Annotated in this window: 16 protein-coding genes; 15 read left to right on the top strand and 1 reads right to left on the bottom strand. The window is 47.2% G+C overall.

Features of this window, described 5'->3' with window-relative positions:
- Positions 1–70: 70 nt before the first annotated feature.
- Positions 71–1219, bottom strand: coding sequence for a type III PLP-dependent enzyme (locus tag VJ579_02830; GenBank protein HXK37976.1), 1149 nt, complete (start codon positions 1217–1219; stop codon positions 71–73).
- A 189-nt stretch (positions 1220–1408) separates the two neighbouring features.
- Here VJ579_02830 and msrA point away from each other — a divergent pair, with 189 nt between their 5' ends.
- The 15 genes from msrA to VJ579_02755 all read left to right on the top strand — a co-directional run bounded on the left by msrA (position 1409) and on the right by VJ579_02755 (position 17230).
- Positions 1409–1894: a peptide-methionine (S)-S-oxide reductase MsrA gene (gene msrA / locus VJ579_02825; GenBank protein HXK37975.1), complete on the top strand. Its 486-nt coding sequence runs from the start codon at positions 1409–1411 to the stop codon at positions 1892–1894.
- Between the two features lie 2 nt (positions 1895–1896).
- Positions 1897–2310 carry a methionine-R-sulfoxide reductase gene (locus VJ579_02820; GenBank protein HXK37974.1) on the top strand — a complete coding sequence of 138 codons (414 nt, stop codon included), beginning with the start codon at positions 1897–1899 and terminating at the stop codon, positions 2308–2310.
- A gap of 4 nt (positions 2311–2314) precedes the next feature.
- The gene (gene mscL / locus VJ579_02815) at positions 2315–2713 is read left to right on the top strand and encodes a large conductance mechanosensitive channel protein MscL (protein HXK37973.1); all 399 of its coding nucleotides are present in this window, start codon (positions 2315–2317) and stop codon (positions 2711–2713) included.
- A 444-nt stretch (positions 2714–3157) separates the two neighbouring features.
- Entirely contained in the window at positions 3158–3787 is a 630-nt protein-coding gene (locus tag VJ579_02810) for a DUF5667 domain-containing protein (GenBank protein HXK37972.1), read from the top strand.
- Between the two features lie 20 nt (positions 3788–3807).
- Positions 3808–4377 (top strand): FMN-binding protein, encoded by a 570-nt coding sequence (locus tag VJ579_02805; GenBank protein ID HXK37971.1) that lies wholly within the window; start codon positions 3808–3810, stop codon positions 4375–4377.
- Between the two features lie 3 nt (positions 4378–4380).
- Positions 4381–5124, top strand: coding sequence for an FAD:protein FMN transferase (locus VJ579_02800; protein HXK37970.1), 744 nt, complete (start codon positions 4381–4383; stop codon positions 5122–5124).
- Between the two features lie 11 nt (positions 5125–5135).
- Positions 5136–6656: an oxidoreductase gene (locus VJ579_02795; GenBank protein HXK37969.1), complete on the top strand. Its 1521-nt coding sequence runs from the start codon at positions 5136–5138 to the stop codon at positions 6654–6656.
- Between the two features lie 48 nt (positions 6657–6704).
- Positions 6705–7043, top strand: coding sequence for a hypothetical protein (locus tag VJ579_02790; GenBank protein HXK37968.1), 339 nt, complete (start codon positions 6705–6707; stop codon positions 7041–7043).
- Positions 7044–7121: 78 nt separating this feature from the next.
- Positions 7122–8858 carry a hypothetical protein gene (locus VJ579_02785; protein ID HXK37967.1) on the top strand — a complete coding sequence of 579 codons (1737 nt, stop codon included), beginning with the start codon at positions 7122–7124 and terminating at the stop codon, positions 8856–8858.
- Positions 8859–8867: 9 nt separating this feature from the next.
- Entirely contained in the window at positions 8868–12704 is a 3837-nt protein-coding gene (locus VJ579_02780) for a hypothetical protein (protein ID HXK37966.1), read from the top strand.
- A gap of 109 nt (positions 12705–12813) precedes the next feature.
- Positions 12814–13923, top strand: coding sequence for a hypothetical protein (locus VJ579_02775; protein HXK37965.1), 1110 nt, complete (start codon positions 12814–12816; stop codon positions 13921–13923).
- A gap of 35 nt (positions 13924–13958) precedes the next feature.
- Positions 13959–14909, top strand: a complete 951-nt coding sequence (locus tag VJ579_02770) for a hypothetical protein (protein ID HXK37964.1) — start codon at positions 13959–13961, stop codon at positions 14907–14909.
- A 24-nt stretch (positions 14910–14933) separates the two neighbouring features.
- A complete protein-coding gene (locus VJ579_02765) occupies positions 14934–15965 on the top strand; it encodes a dockerin type I repeat-containing protein (GenBank protein HXK37963.1) in 1032 nt (343 codons plus the stop codon).
- Between the two features lie 16 nt (positions 15966–15981).
- Entirely contained in the window at positions 15982–16887 is a 906-nt protein-coding gene (locus VJ579_02760; GenBank protein ID HXK37962.1) for a cohesin domain-containing protein, read from the top strand.
- Positions 16888–16930: 43 nt separating this feature from the next.
- On the top strand, positions 16931–17230 hold the full coding sequence (locus VJ579_02755; protein HXK37961.1) for a MazG nucleotide pyrophosphohydrolase domain-containing protein: 300 nt from the start codon (positions 16931–16933) through the stop codon (positions 17228–17230).
- Positions 17231–17237: the final 7 nt, after the last annotated feature.

The raw sequence follows: 17237 nt of genomic DNA, 5'->3' as shown, positions 1-17237 counted from the left end.
GGGGTCTGACCCCATTTTACTTTGCACAAAAAAGAAAACCCGCAGCCGAAGCTGCGGGGATTTTATTCTATTAGTCCGCGAGGACCTTAGTGGTAAGTGGCGGAAAGCCGTTAAAGCACACCGCACTGTAGCTTGAGGTGTACGCGCCGGTTGAGAGCAGGTAGACGAAGTCTCCTTGCTTGAGGCCGGCAGGCGCTGCGTAGAGCTCCTTCTGGTACATGATGTCCGCGGAATCGCAGGTCGGGCCTGCGATAATCACATCATCCCAGTCTTCACCACTTTCGTGTGCGTAGTCGGGATAGTGAATCGGGTAGCGAATAGCTTCGCCCTCCGTCTCTGCGAGTCCACCGAAGCGGCCGATGTCGAGGAAGAGCCAGCGGACGTCGTCGTTGACGGACTTCTTGCTGACGCGTTTGACTTTGGTGCAGATGACACCCGCATCGCCTGCGAGCGAGCGGCCAGGCTCGACGATGATGTCGAGGTCTTCGATGTTGAAGTCATCGCGCAGGTAGTCCATGACGGACGAGCCATACTTCTCTTGCGAGTGCGTGGGCTTCAGGTACTGGGCAGGGAATCCGCCACCGATGTTGATGCACTTGAGGTGGATGTCCTGCTCCTTCGCGAGCGCGTCAAACAGGCTTTTCACTTGAGTGAGCGCCGTATCCCACTGGCCGATATCGCGTTGCTGTGAGCCGACATGGAATGCAATGCCGTACGGCACGAGGCCGAGCTCCCTCGCTTTGATCGCGAGGCGGAAGGCCATGCCGGGGTGGCAACCGAACTTACGTGAGAGGGGCCAGTCGGCACCTTCGCCATCGAGGAGGATCCGGAAGTTGATGAGCGCGCCAGGAGCACACTCGGCCATATCCATGAGGTCCTCGTAGGAGTCGCAGGTGTAAAGCTTGACGCCGCTCTCGAAGGCAAACGTGATTTCCTCACGCGTCTTGATCGGATTGCCGTAGCTGATTCGGCTGCCGGGGATGCCGAGACGGAGCAGTTGCTCGATCTCGGGCCGAGAGGCGACATCGAAGTTCGAGCCGCGCCCGTAAATCGTGGTGATCACTTCGTCCATCGGGCACGCCTTGATGGCGTAGAAGATCCGAGTGCCGGGCATGGAGCTCACGAGCCGGTCGTAGGCTTCATTGATGCGCTTGAGATCGATGATGAGGCATGGGGTCTGCTGGTTTTCTGCGAATTTTTGAATACGCTGGAAATCCATCTTTTTTGCGAGTTCGAGGGCGCGAACTTTGTTTTCCACTAGGGACTCCTTATTGGGGAAAGAGCAAACAAGGTTATCTTGTTGTTCGGGGGATACTATAACACGCAATATTGAAATACGCAATAGGAAAGGTGTTGTTATTCCTCATCTTTTTTGTTATTAGACCATTTCCAATGCTATACTTTATATATGATAAAGCAAGCTGTATTTTCGGGAGGATGCTTTTGGGGCATGGAAGAACTTATTCGCAAGCGTGAGGGTGTTGTGGGTACTGAGGTTGGTTATACTGGTGGCTCCGAGATCGATCCGACCTATGAGAAGCATACAGGCCATGCTGAGGCGGTGCGTATTTCCTATGATGATACAAAGACCTCGTATAAACAGCTACTCGATTTCTTCTTTCAGATTCACGACCCAACAACACTGAATCGGCAGGGAGGTGATGTGGGGACATCATATCGCTCGGCTATATTCTATGCGGATGATGCAGAGAAGAAGGAAGCAGAAGATTTCATTATGCTTGTAAATAAGTCAGGTCGATGGAAGGATCCCGTCGTGACGACTCTTGAACCATTCACGAAGTTCTACGTCGCTGAAGACTACCACCAGGATTATTTGCAGAAGAATCCTGATGGTTACACTTGTCATTTTATTCGCTTTGAAAGTTATCTCTAAATATGGAAATGAAACTCAATCCGCTCACACCAGAAGAGCGTCATGTGATCATCGAGAAGGGGACGGAGTCTCCGTTTACAGGAAAATATGACAAATTCTTTGAAGGTGGCACATATGTTTGTCGTCAGTGCGAGACACCACTTTATCGTTCCGAAGATAAATTCGAAGCGGGATGTGGTTGGCCTGCATTCGATGCGGAAATACCAGGTGCAGTGATTCATAATCCTGACCCTGATGGCGAGCGCACGGAAATCGTTTGTGCAAAATGTGGAGCACATCTCGGACATGTATTTATCAATGAGCAGATGACTCCGAAGAATGTGCGTCACTGTGTGAACTCGGTATCGTTGAAGTTCATTCCGTGGGACGAGCATGCTGCACACTTGCAAAAGGATATAAGGGGGAATACTCTATAACCATATGCTTAAAGAATTCAAACAGTTTCTCCTTCGCGGGAACGTTGTCGATCTTGCAGTTGGTGTCGTAGTTGGTGCTGCATTTGGTACGATAGTGACTGCACTGGTCGCTGATATTCTGACGCCGCTCATTGCGGCCATCGCAAAGGTGCCTGACTTTTCTGGGCTCGCGTTCACGATCAATGGAAGCAAATTTGCAGTTGGGCACTTTCTGAATGCGCTCGTTTCATTCCTCTTGGTCGCTTCTGCGGTATTTTTCTTCGTGGTAAGGCCGATGAATCATCTCATCATGCGTACGCGTAAAGATGCACCTGCAGACCCGACGACAAAGAAGTGTACTGAGTGTCTGAGTGAGATTCCTCTCGGAGCGAAGCGCTGTAGTCATTGTGCGCAGCCGCAATAGTAACTTTAGAAAAACGACCCCATGAGGGGTCGTTTTGTTCGTGCCGCCTTCCGCTTGAAGGTGCTGAGGAAAATACCGAAAGCGAAACCATCTTGAACTTCGAGCACGCCGAAAAACAGGAGATGATGACGGAAGCGACACGGATACTATTTCTACGAGTGGTTGCACTGGCCGATGGAGTAGCTCAGGGCAGCGAAGATAACAACGATGACAAGAGTGATGACGCCCGCATAGACGCTACTTTTTGAGAGTTGTTGGAGTAAGGGGAGGTAGGGAGCTGAAAAACTGTAACACGATTGCAATGAATGTCAATTTCTTAGAGAGCAGTATATATAGGGAGAAAATTAAAAATTTGCAATCTATCCATTTAGTAATGTCACAAATTCTTCATCTATTTGTCATAGTATAATAAGGTAGACCTATTTTGGGTCATCTTTCTATAATATGCCAATCATTGTACTTATCATTCTCGCGCTTACTGGTGGTGTCGGATATGCATCGAAAAGCGCGCTTCCAGGAGACGCTCTTTATAGTGTGAAAACTTCCGTAACTGAACCCGTCGAGGAAGCACTTGCATTCGGTCCAAAAGCAGAAAGTGCCGTATACGTTAGCCATGCACTTGAGCGCCTGCGCGAAATTGAACAACTGAAAAGTCTGGGAAAGCTCGATGGTAAGACGCAAGAGTTTACGAAGTCTGCTTTTGAAAGTGAGATTAGTAAGGTAAATGCTGCAATTCTTGCGCTGAATAACACAAGTGATTTTAAGGATGCTCGATCTGTCGCAAAGACATTGAGTGATAATCTTAAGCAAAACTCATCCCTTTCCATTCTCTACGGAGCATTACCTTTATCGGGAAGCGCTCAGGGTGAGCATGCTGATATACTTCCTGCGGAGAAAGGCCAAAAAGGCACAATATTAAATGTGCAAAGTCCAACTGGTATTTCTCAAACGCCCGAAACTCCTGCACCGACAACCATTCAGTCAACGACGACGAAATATGTGCCGAAGCTATTACCGCAGCGAGCAAATATTTCACGTGATGATGACGATGATGAGTGGGAGGATGATGATTAAATTAATACCCTTTTGTTTTCATGAAAAAATACCTACTTTCAATATTCACGATTCTTTCTTTCGCAGGGTTTGCATTATACGAAAGGCAATCAAATTCTGTATTACCACCTATTGATACGGTGCTCGTTCCGAATGCGGATGATATGGAGCCCGGGAAGCCCGTAAGCGTAGGAGATTTTGTGCAGCCAACCCCCGTTGCGCAGGTACCGGTAACCGCACCGAAATCCACGGTCGCTCCCGAAGGGAAGACACCAAAACCCGCTCCGGTTCCCGCAACTCCGACCCCCACACCTGCGATTGCTGGGAAGTTTAGAGATGGGTCTTATGATGGAGACATTGCTGACGTCTATTATGGACTTGTACAAGTGCGCGCAGTCGTGAAGAATGGGAAACTTGTCGATGTCGTATGGCTCAGTTATCCAAATGATAATCCGACATCAGCAGGCAAGAGCGCACGCGCCCGACCTATCCTTACGCAAGAAGCGATTGTTGCGCAAGATGCACAAGTCGACCGAGTTTCTGGTGCGTCAGCGACGAGTGGGGGCTTCGTGGATTCTCTTGCATCAGCACTCGCTCAGGCAAAAGCCTAACATATGAAATTCGAACGTACCTACATGACGATGCCTTGCATTGTTGAAATAGTTGATGCAAACGCAGATGTTAAAGACATTGAAGCGGTCTTTGATTATTTCAAACATATTGATGATACGTTCAGTTATTTCAAACCAACAAGTCAACTCTCAGCGATTAATAGGGGGGAGCTGAAATTGAAAGATGCGACAAGTGAGATGATCGAGGTCTTTGCGCTTTGCGCGAAGACCAAAGAAGAGACTGATGGATTTTTCGATATCAAGCAGCCCGATGGAACTTATAATCCATCGGGTCTTGTGAAGGGTCTCGCGGTGCACCGTGGCGCCCAGATACTCAAGAAGCGGGGATATAAGAATTACTGCGTTGAGATTGCGGGAGACATGGAAGTATCGGGTCATAATGGGGACGGTACTGATTGGGTGATTGGAATACAGAACCCATTCAATCTTGCCGAGATTATTAAACGAGTTGCAATCACCGATAAGGGTATCGCAACATCGGGAATCTATCAGCGAGGTAATCATATCTATAATCCAAAGAACTGGACGGACAAGATAGAAAAAATCGTCGGCCTTACGGTCATTGGTCCGAATGTTTATGAGGCTGATCGTCTTGCGACCGCATGCTATGCCATGGGTGAGGAGGGGATATATTTTCTCGAATATATCGATGGTGTCGAAGGATATCTCGTCGGTAGTAATGGAATGGCGATGATGACTACTGGATTTGCTAAATACATAATCTAATGAATTTTTTAATGAAATATATCGATACTGTGCTCAACCGATTCACGATGTATCGGGTTGTGCTCTATTATCTTCTCGGGCTTTTCGCTGTCGCGTTGCTCCTTAGTATATTCAAGGTAATCGATTATAACCCCATCTATCTACTAGCGGAGGCTGCATTCATCACTGCGGTGTCATGGCTCACGAATGCAATCTTTTCAAGAGTATTCAGTGCACCGACGAATGTCGAGTCCGTCTATATCACTGCGTTGATTTTGACATTACTTATTACTCCAGGGTCACCAGGAGTGATGTTCGGGATGTATTTTTGGTCTGCAGTGATTGCGATGGCCTCAAAGTATATTTTCGCTTATCGAAAGCAGCATGTGTTCAATCCCGTGGCGATTGCTGCAGTCATCATGTCGTTTGCGGCAGGTCATATTACTGATTGGTGGGTCGCTGGAACACCCATGCTTTTTCCGTTTGTATTTTTTGGAGGTCTCTTGATCGTTCGTAAATTGCGTAGAGCGGATATGCTCTATGCCTTTTTCGGTGCATTTACATTTTTCTCTATTCTTCACATTGTCATCAGTGGGGGGAATATCCTTACGACATTTGTGAATGTTATATTGCGCTCACCCATTTTCTTTCTTGGTTTTGTTATGCTCACTGAGCCGCTTACTGCGCCGACGAGGAAGATACCGCGCGTGTTCTATGGTGCCCTTGTTGGAAGTCTCGCAGTTCCCGCAGCGCACCTCTTCGGTATCTATGGAACACCAGAACTCGCGCTCGTGCTGGGAAATATCTTCGCATTCAGTATTACTGCGCGTGATCGTGTGATGCTTTCACTCAAGGCGACGAAGGAACTCGCGCAGCATACATTTGAACTTATATTCAGTCCTGATGTGACTCCGAAGTTTGTGCCAGGCCAGTATATGGAGTGGACGCTCCCACATGAGGGGAGTGATACGCGTGGGAGTCGTCGCTATTTCACAATCGCATCTTCGCCGACAGAAAAAGATTTCCTCTTGGGTATCAAGAGTTTCGAGTCGGGAAGTACATACAAGAAAGCATTACTGCTTATGAAAGAAGGAGACATGATGACTGCATCTCAGGTGGCTGGAGACTTCGTGCTCCCTAAAGACAAGAGTGAGAAACTCGTCTTCATCGCGGGGGGTATCGGCATCACACCGTTCCGCAGCATGCTCAAGTATCTCGTTGATATGAATGAACAGCGCGATATCGTTGTCTTCTACCTGAACAAGGTTGCAGATGAAGTCGCATATAAAGATGTTCTTGAGGAGGCGAAGTATAAACTTGGCATCCGTGTGGTCATCGTACTCACCGATCCAGGTGCAGCTGAGGGTAATGCATGGGCCGAGTGTGGACCTTGTGATGCCGCAATGATCACGAAGTATGTTCCCGACTATAAAGATCGAACGTATTATATTTCAGGTCCACACGGAATGGTGAATGTATTTGAACAGACACTCAAGCAGATGGGTGTCATCGCAAAGCGCATCATTGTTGATTTCTTTCCAGGATTTGCATAAAGAAATGAGGCATCGCCTCATTTTTTATTGGGTGTATACTATTTATATATGAACCTGAAGGAGTATTTCAAAGCACATTCAGATTATCTCCATGATAATCCAAATAATTATTGGTTTAAGGCAAAACTCTATGGCTGGGGTTGGACTCCAGTCCGCTGGCAGGGGTGGAGCGTTATTGCTCTTTATCTTGTGCTCGTACTAGGAATAGTATCGCTTAGTGAAAAAGATATCCCAGGGAATCCCGATTCTGGCACAAATGTCCTAACATTTGCATTACCGATTTTGGTACTGACCGTTCTTCTGCTTGTTATTGCATACAAGAAAGGAGAAAGGCCGCGTTGGCAGTGGGGGCCACCAAAGAAAAATGATTCGAGCGTGGAAAAGTAGCCAAACTGGGCTACTTTTTTGATAGATTTTGATAGTGTAGTTCTGTCACATTTGCAACAAACTTGCTATAATCGAAATATGCAACGGGTTTCCTTGAGAACCTTTCTTTCGGTAATATTAATCCTCTCTATTATTGGCGTGTCTGTTTTTCGGCACCCTAATTCTGCGCATGCTGATACATATAACCTATATGCCTCTCATTGTGAAGGTGGCTGGGAGCATGCTGAGTATGCAACAGGTTCTCCTGACGTACTTGGGCCTCAGGTTGCACAATTTAACGAACAAAATTCTGCGATTCTTCGCAATGGGCAGCAGTCACAGATCAGTTGTGGGGATTTTCATGGCGAGGTGAGTGTGAATACTGCGCCAAAGCGTGTGTTTGCCAAGTTCTCTTGGGCGGCAACATATCCATCCGAGGCTCGAGCGATAGAGGAAGCACGAATTGAAGAAGCAGCGAGTGGTATTCCGGACACTACAAGCATAACTCCTCCTGAATCTACTGTATCTGCGCCACGCAGTGACGGGGTGAGTGCAAGTGAGTTGATTGAACAAGGCTCGACGTCTACAGTTGCTTCGAGTACCGCTATCACTTCAACGAGTACTCAGGATGTTTCCTCTTCAACGACTCCAGTAAGTACACAAGAGATTGCAGCTTCGACGACAGTGAGTGAGGTAGTAGACGCTTCAGCGCCTCCAGAGAGTGACTCTACTGCTTCAAGTACTCCTCCTACTACAGTTGAAGCTTCAGCTGTGCCTATTACCCCAAGTGAACCTGAATCGTCGTCATCTCCGACAGATGCGCCTCCTCCTGTTTCTCCACCTGCTCCTGCTACTTCGGAGCCGTTATCTCTTATTAATTATTTCATACATTCTGCATTTGCAGAGGAAGTATTTAGTGCAAGTAATACAGTTGCCGTTGTGGAGCCTGCTGTTACACAGACAGAAGCAACGGGAACACTTGCGACTTCATCTTTAGAAATTCCACCTCCTGCAACGACTACTGTAGACGCATCTTGGTTCGCAACAAGTTCTGGTGCAAGTACTAGTACCAGTATCGCATCGACTACACCATACGGTCTTGTTGAGGCCATCTATTCTTTTGATGACATGAATTGGAAGAGCCTTGGTTATGTTGCGGATGATGAATTTGATACCAAGGAATTTGAGATTCCTGTTGATGAAATCGTTGGCTGGGAAGATGTGTCAAACCTCAAAATCGGTGTGCGGAGTGTACCAACGCTTGATGCGGTGATGCCAATTATCTACCTCGATGCAGTCTGGCTCGCTGTAGAGTACGAAAGGGTTGGGGATGATCCTCATCCCGCACCTAGTCTCTTACGAGGGGATACCTATCTTCGTGAGGTAGCATACAGTGATGGAGTCGCAGTTCTTGTGAGTAGGCCGATTTTGAATGATCTTCCAATCTATAATTTTGCGACTACCTCTGCATCAAGTTCAGATGTTGTGGTGCTCGCCGAGGCAACTACGACCACTGCAGCGTTCGATGAAAGTCGTATTGTAGAGCTATGGCTACATAGTAATACTGAGAAGCGTTGGTCATTTATTGCGGATCGCAAGCAGGTGAGTGCTGATTCGAAGATATTCTTCGATTTTGGGAACATATTTTGGCTTGGGAAGGATGGTGCATTATGGAAATATAATATTTCGAGCAACTCATTTGAGTCATCGTCTCCGAATGAGGATGGATCGGTCGCAGTGGAATTTCGTGATGAATCGAGCGGCTTGAAAAAATTTATCTTAGAGAATGGAGCGACTACTCCGATCTTTGAAGATATGGAAGGTATGCTTCCATAGAAGTAGATCATGGGAAGACTTTATGAACATATAATCATATCGGGCAAGAAAAGTCTCGCAGTCATACTCATCGTGGCGAGCGTCCTTTTTGCTACAGGTTATATCCCGCTCTTTTCTAGAGCTGGCGTATTCCCAAAGACCACGAAAATCGCTCGTGCATCATATCAGTTTGATCCCTCGGGTGGTGGGCTAGTGACGGGTACTGCAGCACCTATTCTCGGTCTTACCGCCCCTACTGCTGAGGGTGTAAATATGGGTGATTGGAAGGGTACTGTTGCGGATGATAACTTGCATTGGGGTTTTTCTTCTACCGCAAGTGGTTATAATGCATATCTTGATCTGGGTAATGTTGTGCTCAATGGTGCGAATAAATTGATCTTCGAGACTGAGTTAGATCTCGATGCTACTGCTCCTGCAACGCTTGTCCAGGTTTGTGACTGGGTTTCTTCAGTTGGCGTCAATGGTGCGGCGGACGCGCAGTGTACTGGGGGAGGGTGGAGAAATTTAAATTTAAATGACGCGACAATAGCACCGACCACGGGAACTGCATATGATTGGCAGGTCTATAATGGATACTGGGGTGCAAGCGCAACGAGTTCAATTAATACGCCCCTCACTAATTTTGTGAACGGTTCAAATACGATCCGTGTGCGTTATTACTCGACAACAAACACAACTTCACTTGTGAATATTGATTATCTCCGCGTATTTGCGGTGGTGAATCCTGTTTACTCTGCTTCCGGTGCGACGCAGCTCTCAGGCGGTACGATCGTTGGAGATTATGCAATGGCGAATATCGGAGGTGCGGGGCAGTTGGGATCGGATAATGCATACTTTCAAGTTCCAGGAACAGCAGGAAGCGTTTCGGATTTCTATCTATCGTACAAGAATGTAAAGACGTATACCGGAGCAAATACGATTCTCGTGCGTGCGGAGTATTCCTGTTCAGCGACGGGTCCAACACGACGTCCAAAGATTTATAACTTTGCAACTGAGCTTTGGGAGGATCTCACGACCGCCTCTATTGCATGTGCAACAGCAGATGCGACAAATGCATGGGCGAAAAGTAATATAAATATTAATGATTATATTTCTGGTGGTGAAATTCGCGTAGGCTGGTATGGGCTCTCTAATAGTACTGTGTCTTTGCGTCTTGATATGCAATACATCATGATCGGTACCGTCAACACTGGAGAAGGTGCAGCAGTCACCTTCGGTTCGAGTGCAGCAGGCTCTGTATCAGATACTGCTTCGCTCGACATGACCGGTACCGCAAGTACATGGAGTATTCTTGGTGCTGCAAAATCGAATACTCAGGCGTTTGCATCGTACGCGTATGATGGAAACAATAATACTACCGCAGGCTATGCTGCGGCTGCAAATGTGAATTTCAATACGACGATACCAGAGGGTGGTGCAATCACTGGTGTATTTTTCGCATCTCGGCATATGTCTGGCACTGCAGGGACGGTGCAGGTGGGAGTTATGGATTACGGAGCAGGTACAAGTGTAACCGGAGGTTGGTCTGCAGTTGGTGCAGTGGGAACTACCGCACTTGTGTACACGGATAATATCAGCGTCGCAACGGTTGCCTCTGGCGGTGCGACAGGATGGTCGACGAGCCCAAAAGATTTCACGGACTCGGTAACAAATATGATGAATATGCGTTTACGTACCTCGGTGTCCGCGGCGAGTGTGAATACAGCACAGTGGGATTTTGCTATGATGTCGATTCAGTGGATAGAGCAACCGATACACCCATCGGAATCGTATCGCTATGGTGTTTCTGGCGGTGGTATCGTGACGGGTACTGCTCCTGCAATTCTTGGCCTCACGGCTCCTGCGACAGAAGGAGTGAATATGGGAGATTGGCGCGGGGCCATTGCTGATGATAATTTACATTTCGGAGTTACATCATCTGCGTCAGGATACAACGCGTATCTCGATATAGGAGATGTGCGTCTCAATGGTGCAAATAAGATTATTCTCCAAACAGAGTTTGATCTTGATGCGACGGCGCCTTCGACGCTCGTGCAGGTATGCGACTGGGTGTCTTCGGTCGGAGTGAATAGTGCCGCAGATGCGCAATGCACAGGAGGAGGGTGGAGAAATTTGAATCTGAATGACGCAGCAATCACTACAGTGACCGCAACCGCATACGACTGGGAGATATATGATGGGTATTGGAGCTCGAGTGCAACAACGTCAATCGCAACTCCACTTGCAAACTTCATCAACGGATCAAATACAATCCGCGTGCGCTACTACTCAACAACAAATACCACATCATTAGTGAATATTGATTATCTTCGTGCGTTTGTCGTGGTCAATCCAGTGTATTCTGGTTCGAGTGCAACTCAGATTTCTGGAGGAACAATCACGGGGGACTACTCGATGGCGAATATGGGTGGAGCCGGACAAACTGGCGCAGATACTGCATACTTCCAAGTACCTGGTACCGCAAGTACGGTTTCAGACTTTTATGTTTCATACAAAAATGTAAAAACCTATCCAGGAGCAAATACAATCCTTTATCGCGCGAATTACTCTTGCTCAGCAACTGGCCCGACGATTAGGCCGAAGATCTATAATTACAACACCACATTGTGGGAGGATCTCACTACTACTTCTATTGCGTGCTCCACTACTGCTGCTACTAACGCATGGTCAAAGTCGAATATCACCATGAGCAACTATATTTCAAATGGTGAGATTCGTGTTGGATGGCACGGTCTCTCGAACAGTACTGTAGCAATTCGACTAAATATGGCGTATGTCATGATAGGAACGACAAATACCGATGGTGTTGGAAACATCACTTTCGGTTCAAATGCTGCAGGTACGGTTGCTAATACGAGTGACCTGGACATGACGGGTACGAGCAATACATGGAATTTACTTGGAGCAGCGAAGTCGAATACTCAAGCGTTTGCAACATACGGATACGATAGCAATAATAATACGACTGCAGGATATGCAGTAGCAGCGAATGTAGATTTCGGTGCGTCGCTCCCCAATAATACGGCAGCAGCCGGCATCTTCTTCGCAAGCCGACATATGTCGGGTACGGTTGGTACGGTCATTGCAGGGATAAGGGATTTCGGTGGGTCAACGAATGTTACTGGAGGGTGGTCTCCGGTTGGCGCCGGTGCGACGACCGCACTAATATATACAGACAATATTTCCATGGCTACCGTTGCTTCGGGTGGAGCTGCGGGTTGGTCGACGAGTGTCGGCGATCACCTTGACACAGTCGGAGCGATATTGAATATGCGTTTGCGCACCTCTGCGTCAGGAGCGAGTGCGATGACGGCGCAGTGGGATTTTGCGATGATGTCATTCCAGTGGATTGAAGTACCGCCCGTATCGCAGTCGCTTACGTTCAGTATTTCGAATAATACCGCTGGGTTTGGGTCACTTAATGCCAGTGGCGAGCGCTTTGCAACCGCAGATGGCCTCGGCTCCACAACTGAGGCTGTGGCGCATACGATCACAGCAGCGACCAACTCCTCCAATGGCTATGTGCTCTCTATAAACGGAAATACGCTTTCTGCGGGCAGCTCGACCATTGCCGCTATTGGTGCTGTGAATACTGCATCAATTCCAGGGACAGAGCAGTTTGGTATGCGCATGACCGCGACGGGCGGAATGGGTGTCGTTTCTGCTCCATATGATGGGGCAGGGTATGCGTTCAATACGACCGCCTTTCCTGATGCCGTTGCAATGGTAAGCAGTGGTTCTACGCCAACAACATATGCAGTGCGCTATCTCGGGAATATCTCTACCCAGTCGCAGGCTGGTGCGTATGCTGCGAATGTAACCTATACGATCACTGCGTCTTTCTAGAAACACCCCGGTGGGTGTTTTTGGTTGTATAAGGATAGGTGTAACATTTACGAAATATCCATATTTCTGGGGATAGCTTTGTAATTTGTGATGGGTTACGTGTTACAATATGCCTATAGATACAAATGCTTTGCATTTGCATATCAATTATATTTGCACAACAAAGATGAAAATAAATAAATTCAATAAAGCCCTCGTAAGCCCAATTGTCCTTGTGGCTGTGTTGCTCTCTTTTGCAGGGGCACCATATATTGCGTCGGCGGCACAACTTTTGTCGACGTCGGTTGCTCTTTCTTCAGCAAAGATAAGCACGACCGCAACAAGTACAATTAAGTTCACTACACCTTCTGGTGAGGCCGTGGCAGGACAGACGATTGTGATTACATACCAGAATCCAGGCTTTAACTTTACCGGCAAAGCAATCACTGGTATCACCTTTACTCATGGTGCATCGACAGGACTCGAGGCTTCAGAGCCTTTGCTTGCAGCTCCAAGTGCTACCGCATGGGGAGCAGTATTCTCGGGTGCTCAGAATAACGTACTGACGCTCACTACTCCAACCGATGGTGTTGGTACTGCAGCACTTGCACCAAATGATAAGGTGATCATCACTCTTCCGAACACTAATGCGATCAATCCAGGCACCGCAGCATCGTATACTGTTGCAGTCGGTGGCACATTCGGTGACGTGGGTACTACAACCGTGAACATTTTGAATGATGATACTGTTCAGGTTTCTGCAATTGTTCCACAGTCTTTGACATTCAGCTTAAGTCAGAATGCTGTTGGTTTCGGAACACTCACGACTGCTAACGCTCGCTTTGCGAATACATCAGGCGGAGTTGCTGCAGACGCTGAGGCACATACGGTCTCAGTGGGGACCAATGCTGCCAATGGCTACACACTTACGGTCAATGGTTCAACGTTGACCTACGGTGCAAATACCATCACAGGTATCGGTGCTGCTGCTGTCGCATCTGCTCCAAACACCAAGCAGTTCGGTCTCCGTGCAACACTCAACAGTGGTACGGGTACCGTTGCCGCTCCTTACGCAGGTGGTGCAACATGGGCATTCAACTCAGGTGACACTATCGCATCAACTGCAGGATCGGTTGCTGCAGCAACATACGGTATCCACTACATCGCAAATATCGATGCAACGACACCAGCGGGAACATATACATCTACCATCAACTACGCAGCAACGGCGAACTTCTAGTTCACTACGCTTAACACGCACACCAGCATAAATTTATGAGAACAACAGTTATTACAACCATAGCGCTGATTGCAGCATTTAGTTTTGCTGCATCTGCCTCCGCACTGACCGTCTCGCCGACGCGCATTGAAATTCGTGGTAATCCTGGACAGACTCTCAAGGGGGAGATGGAAATCTATAATGAGCAGCAGGAAGGAAAGACATTCTATACGTCGTTCGAAAACTTTGAATCACGAGGAGATACCGGGGCTCCATATTTCATTGGAAATAAGGATGGTCTTGCGACCTGGATGACTTCAGATGCAAAAATCGAAATTGCCACTGGTGAGCGCGTGAAGGTTCCATTCACAATCACTATTCCACAGTCTGCTAAGCCAGGAGGGTATTTCGCTGCAGAATTCTTCGGAACCGAGCAACCAAAATCAGGTAACCCTGGAGATGTTTCTATCGGAGGAAAAGTTGGAGTACTCGTGCTTCTCTCAGTCAACGGTGATGTCGAGCAAGCAGCAGGACTCTCTGGCTTCAGTGGTAAGGGGGCGCAACGCTTCTTTACAATGCTTCCTGTGACACTTGAATATGTTTTCAATAATAAGGGTGGGGATCGTGTGGTGCCGAAGGGAGATATTGTTATTAAAAATTCCTTCCGCAGTATTACTGCAAAGTTGCTTGCTAATGAGCGAGAGGGTAGCGTGCTCCCAGGAAGTCCTCGTCGTTTCTCGGTAGCCTGGGGCAATGAAGTCTCAAATGAGGAGAGAGGATTCTTCAGTCTTGCTTTATTACAGCTTTCTGATTTTCATTTTGGATGGTACACCGCCGATTTGAGCCTCGCGTGGGGAGACGTGCCGCAAACAGCCGTAGCTACATATCATTTCTTTGTATTTCCTTGGCAGCTCATGGTTTGTGTATTTCTGGTGATTGTTGTGCTCAGGTTTATTCTTCTGCAGTATAAGAAAAACATCATTGCTGCAGCGACAAATCAAAAATAGTACTGTTTTGTTTTTGCAAATATAATGGATAACCGATCAAGAACATTCTTGTTTCTTGCTCTTCTCGTTACGCTCATCACTCCTCGTATTGGTCAGGCGATAGCAGTACAGATCACCGCAACCGTACCTGGCTGCGGTGATAGTGTTATTGGGCCAGGAGAACAGTGCGATGGAGCAAACCTCGGAGGCGCTACATGCGCCTCTTTGGGATATGCGTCGGGTATCCTCACGTGTACGAGTGTGTGTACTCAGAATACTTTGAACTGCTCAACACATGCTCCATCGGGAGGTGGTGGTGGAGGAGGCGGTGGCGCTCCCGTGGTTACCACCGCAACAGTAGCATTTATGGGGAGGTCATATCCTGGTAGTTCAGTGACCCTGCTTAAGGATGGTCAATCGATTGCAACAACAATAACGAACGCCGAGGGTGTTTTTCAGACGACTATTTCAGGGCTTTCCAGCGGAAACTATATCTTCGCAGCATATGCTCTTGATGAAAAAGGTGTTCAATCTCCACTTATGGGATTTCCAGTGAATGTAGGTAGTGGAGCAGTACTTAAGGTGAGTGGCATTGCTATCGCACCGTCACTGTATCCTGCGTCAGAGCATGTGAAAAAGAAAGAGCCATTGATACTCTCGGGCAATGCCATACCTGGCGCGTTGCTTTATGCTTTGATTGATAGCAACACCGCCGTAGATTTGAAGACACGCGTTGATAAGCAGGGAAAATATGCAGTAAAAATTGATACATCCCTACTTTTTCCGGGTGCACATGTGCTACGACTCTACACAATAGAGGGGCAAGATCTTAGCGGCCTTTCTCGTAGTGTCGATTTCTCAATTTTTTCGTCGGCTATAAGTGCGCAAGTACTCGAAGATACGAAAGGGTGTAAAGTTTCTGACGTGAACTGTGATGGCAGAGTGAATCTAGTCGACCTATCCATTTTGCTCTATTGGTATAAAAATCCTATTCCACCCGCAAGTGTTGATCTCAATAAAGATGGAGTGGTGAATATTGTGGATTTCAGTATTCTTGTGTATCGCTGGACTGCATAATCAAATCCATCAATATATGAAAACCAAAAAATACATATATGTGCTCCTTGCGCTAATCATAGCCTTCGCTCCTCGATATGTTTTTGCTTATGCATTACATTTAAGGCAAGAAAGCCCCGTAGTGCGTCACCGTGACGAGTTCATCCTTACTGTGTTGCTTGATGCGGGCGAGGATTCAAACGCAGTAGATGGTCAGATCATTTATGATGCTACAGTTTTTGAGAGCATGGATATTTATGAGGGTAATTCAGGAATTAACTTCTGGATTGAGTCTCCCCATGAGGTGTCACCTGGGGTCATTACATTTGCAGGAATGACTCCGGGGGGATTCCAGGGAAACAATGAGAAACTCTTCGCCTTGCGTATGAAGGCAAAGAAAGTCGGTACACATACGATTTCTATTCGTGGGGCACGCCTCTATAAAAATGATGGCAGTGGTAGTCCAAGTGCGCTCGATATGCAGGCGCTCTCGCTTGTTGTTGAAGGAGAGAGCCTTGCTCCGGCAAAGATGACTCAACTAGATGTAGAGCCGCCAGAGGACTTTACTCCGATCATTGCAAACGATCATAATATCTATGATGGTAAGCACTTCATCGTATTCAAGACGCAGGATAAAGGATTGGGTGTGGACCATTATGAGATTCGCGAAGGGTTGTTTGGTTTGTATGTTCGGGCAGAGAGCCCATATCTTCTAAAGCGGCAAAAAGTTGATAGACCTATATATATTCGAGCGATTGATAAAGAGGGCAATGTCAGAGAGGTGGTTGTCGCGCCTAGGATAAATGTTCCCATTTGGCGACAGGGGGAGTGGATAAGTTTATTCGTGATTTTTGCATTTATTTTTCACCTTTTGCGTGCAGGTGTTGCTCATGGAGCGGTGGTGCAATTTAAGAAGGTGATGAGACAGATAATGCGTCGTTAATACAACAAAAGCCCCTATGGGGCTTTTGTTGTATACTAATGATATGCAAATACTTGAATTACAACAGTGGGTGCGGACGGACTGGGAGCAGCACTCAAATACAAGGCCAGATCCACACTTGCAATTACTTTATCTTTTTGAGGAGCTCGGCGAAATGGCGGAGGCTATTCGCAAAAGTTCCGGGTATAAAGATCGGAAGGATGAGGTCATGGATCTTGAGGGGGAAATGGGGGATGTGCTTATTGCTCTTGCTACAGTGGCTAATAATTATAATATCGACCTTGATGCAGCGGTGCAGAAGTCAAAGATTAAAATCGAAGAGAGACATAGGGGAGGATTTTAAAAACCAG

Source organism: Candidatus Paceibacterota bacterium, assembly GCA_035583355.1.
Lineage (GTDB): Bacteria > Patescibacteriota > Minisyncoccia > Phycocordibacterales > UBA6899 > JAJZQJ01.
Note: the sequence above shows the minus strand (reverse complement) of the source record. Positions and strands in the feature narration are given on the sequence as shown.

Bases quoted from the DNA above. Each gene is read 5' to 3' on its own strand.
- VJ579_02830 (HXK37976.1), bottom strand. From the start codon at position 1,219: ATGGATTTCCAGCGTATTCAAAAATTCGCAGAAAACCAGCAGACCCCA.
- msrA (HXK37975.1), top strand. From the start codon at position 1,409: ATGATAAAGCAAGCTGTATTTTCGGGAGGATGCTTTTGGGGCATGGAA.
- VJ579_02820 (HXK37974.1), top strand. From the start codon at position 1,897: ATGGAAATGAAACTCAATCCGCTCACACCAGAAGAGCGTCATGTGATC.
- mscL (HXK37973.1), top strand. From the start codon at position 2,315: ATGCTTAAAGAATTCAAACAGTTTCTCCTTCGCGGGAACGTTGTCGAT.
- VJ579_02810 (HXK37972.1), top strand. From the start codon at position 3,158: ATGCCAATCATTGTACTTATCATTCTCGCGCTTACTGGTGGTGTCGGA.
- VJ579_02805 (HXK37971.1), top strand. From the start codon at position 3,808: ATGAAAAAATACCTACTTTCAATATTCACGATTCTTTCTTTCGCAGGG.
- VJ579_02800 (HXK37970.1), top strand. From the start codon at position 4,381: ATGAAATTCGAACGTACCTACATGACGATGCCTTGCATTGTTGAAATA.
- VJ579_02795 (HXK37969.1), top strand. From the start codon at position 5,136: ATGAAATATATCGATACTGTGCTCAACCGATTCACGATGTATCGGGTT.
- VJ579_02790 (HXK37968.1), top strand. From the start codon at position 6,705: ATGAACCTGAAGGAGTATTTCAAAGCACATTCAGATTATCTCCATGAT.
- VJ579_02785 (HXK37967.1), top strand. From the start codon at position 7,122: ATGCAACGGGTTTCCTTGAGAACCTTTCTTTCGGTAATATTAATCCTC.
- VJ579_02780 (HXK37966.1), top strand. From the start codon at position 8,868: ATGGGAAGACTTTATGAACATATAATCATATCGGGCAAGAAAAGTCTC.
- VJ579_02775 (HXK37965.1), top strand. From the start codon at position 12,814: ATGCCTATAGATACAAATGCTTTGCATTTGCATATCAATTATATTTGC.
- VJ579_02770 (HXK37964.1), top strand. From the start codon at position 13,959: ATGAGAACAACAGTTATTACAACCATAGCGCTGATTGCAGCATTTAGT.
- VJ579_02765 (HXK37963.1), top strand. From the start codon at position 14,934: ATGGATAACCGATCAAGAACATTCTTGTTTCTTGCTCTTCTCGTTACG.
- VJ579_02760 (HXK37962.1), top strand. From the start codon at position 15,982: ATGAAAACCAAAAAATACATATATGTGCTCCTTGCGCTAATCATAGCC.
- VJ579_02755 (HXK37961.1), top strand. From the start codon at position 16,931: ATGCAAATACTTGAATTACAACAGTGGGTGCGGACGGACTGGGAGCAG.